This window comes from Streptomyces sp. NPDC060198, from assembly GCF_042728415.1.
Taxonomy (GTDB): domain Bacteria; phylum Actinomycetota; class Actinomycetes; order Streptomycetales; family Streptomycetaceae; genus Streptomyces.
In genome coordinates this window covers 1-2,089 of record NZ_JBHWZJ010000629.1, presented here as the reverse complement: position 1 = coordinate 2,089, position 2,089 = coordinate 1, and the positions used below count along the sequence as shown (strand labels likewise).

Annotated in this window: 1 protein-coding gene and 2 tRNA genes; 1 reads left to right on the top strand and 2 read right to left on the bottom strand. The window is 68.4% G+C overall.

The annotated features are described in order from the left end of the window. Positions 1-47 precede the first annotated feature (47 nt). Both tig and ACFWEP_RS34240 read right to left on the bottom strand, forming a co-directional pair. Positions 48-1,436 (bottom strand): trigger factor, encoded by a 1,389-nt coding sequence (gene tig, locus ACFWEP_RS34245; protein ID WP_387376155.1) that lies wholly within the window; start codon positions 1,434-1,436, stop codon positions 48-50. A 148-nt stretch (positions 1,437-1,584) separates the two neighbouring features. After that, positions 1,585-1,661: transfer RNA gene (locus tag ACFWEP_RS34240), tRNA-Pro, on the bottom strand. A 224-nt stretch (positions 1,662-1,885) separates the two neighbouring features. On the opposite strand from ACFWEP_RS34240, the gene ACFWEP_RS34235 reads away from it, so the two are divergent. Continuing rightward, positions 1,886-1,959, top strand: a tRNA-Gly gene (locus ACFWEP_RS34235). Positions 1,960-2,089: the final 130 nt, after the last annotated feature.

The following is a 2,089-nucleotide window of genomic DNA, read 5'->3' as shown; positions in this document are numbered from 1 at the left end:
GGTCCGGGGCCCGTCGTGCGGATCAGTCGTGCCGATCAGAGGGAGGCTCAGGCCTCCTTCTTCTCCTCGGCGGCGGCCTCGTCGGAGTCGGCGCCGGCCTCGACCGTCTCCTCCTCGACCTCTTCGTCGTCTTCCAGGTCGACGATCTCACCGTTGGTGTCGGTGACCTTCGCGGCCTCGACGACCAGCGCGAGCGCCTTGCCGCGGGCGACCTCGCCGACGAGCATCGGCACCTGGCCACCCTCGACGACGGCCTGGGCGAACTGGTCGGGGCTCATGCCGGAGGAAGCAGCACGCCGCATGAGGTGCTCGGTGAGCTCCTCCTGGTTGACGTTCAGCTTCTCCTTGTTGACGATCTCGTCCAGCAGGAACTGGGTCTTGATGCCCTTGACGGCCTGCTCCGAGGTCTCGGCCTCGAACTCCTCGACGGTCTTGCCCTGGATCTCCAGGAACTTCTCCAGGTCGAGGCCCATCTGGCCGAGCTGGTGGTGCTCCAGGTTGTGCTTGCGGGTGTTGATCTCGTCCGCGAGCAGCTTCTCCGGGATCGGGACCTCGGCGAGCTTCAGCAGCTCCTCGAGGACGCGCTCCTGGGCCTGGGTGGCCTGGTCGTACTGCTTGGTGTTCTCCAGGCGCTTGCGGCTGTCGGCGCGCAGCTCCTCCAGCGTGTCGAACTCGCTCGCCATCTGGGCGAACTCGTCGTCCAGCTCGGGCAGTTCGCGGGCGGCGACGGCGGTGACCTTGACGGTGACCTCCGCTTCCTTGCCCTCGGCGGAGCCGCCCTTCAGCTCGGAGGTGAAGGTGGCCTCGCCACCGGCCTCCAGGCCCTTGACGGCCTCGTCGATGCCTTCGAGGAGCTCGCCGGAACCGATGGTGTACGAGACACCGTCGGCCACGCCGTCCTCCAGGACCTCGCCGTCGACCTTGGCCTGCAGGTCGATCGTCACGACGTCGCCCTCGGCGGCGGCGCGCTCGACCGGGTTGGTGGACGCGAAGCGCTCACGGAGCTGCTCCACGGCCTTCTCGATGTCCTCGTCGCTGACCTCGAGGGCGTCCACGGTGACCTCGATGCCGGAGTAGTCCGGGATCTCGATCTCGGGGCGCACGTCCACCTCGGCGGTGAAGGAGAGCAGCTCGCCGTCCTTCAGCTCGGTGATGTCCACGTCGGGCTGGCCGAGGACATTCAGCTCACCCTCGTTGACCGCCTCGGTGTAGAACTTCGGGAGGGCGTCGTTGACGGCCTCCTCCAGAACCGCACCGCGGCCGAACCGCTGGTCGATGACCCGGGCCGGGATCTTGCCCTTACGGAAGCCCTTCACCGTGACCTGCTGGTTGATCTTCTTGTACGCCGCGTCGAGGCTGTCCTTGAGCTCCTCGAAGGGCACCTCGATGCTGAGCCGAACCCGGGTCGGGTTCAGGGTCTCCACGGCGCTCTTCACGGTTCGGTCTCCTTGGTGGCTGACTTCGGGGGGTCCCGCCCGCCGCCTGTCGGCGGCTTCGCGGATCGGCCCGGCTCATCAGACACACGGGCACGCAATTTGCATAGTAACGGCAAGGGGGATGACTCCCCCAATGCGATCTTCCTGGTGGTCGGGGTGGCCGGATTCGAACCGACGACCTTCCGCTCCCAAAGCGGACGCGCTACCAAGCTGCGCCACACCCCGTCGGTGCGACACAGAGGGTACATGCAGAAAGGGCGCCCCTCCGCCGCTTTCCGGCGGCCCTGCGGCAGATGGCCCGCTCCGGCTACGGCAGTGGGCGGGGCGCATCGGGCGCACCTCCCACCCGCCGCGGCGCGCCCCCGGAATACGGGTGTGCGGGCACCGACTCCGACCCGCTACGATGCTCTTCGTACCCGGGGCCGGAACGACGGCACCGGTGCGGTCCTGCGGGCGTAGCTCAATGGTAGAGCCCTAGTCTTCCAAACTAGCTACGCGGGTTCGATTCCCGTCGCCCGCTCCATGACGAAGGCCCGGTGCCGCGTCCCGTGATCACACGGACGCCGCACCGGGCCTTCGCCGTACGTGAGTCGTACGGCACACGCACGTGAACGACGCGCGCCGCGCCGCCGGCCGTGGGGACGGCGGCCGGC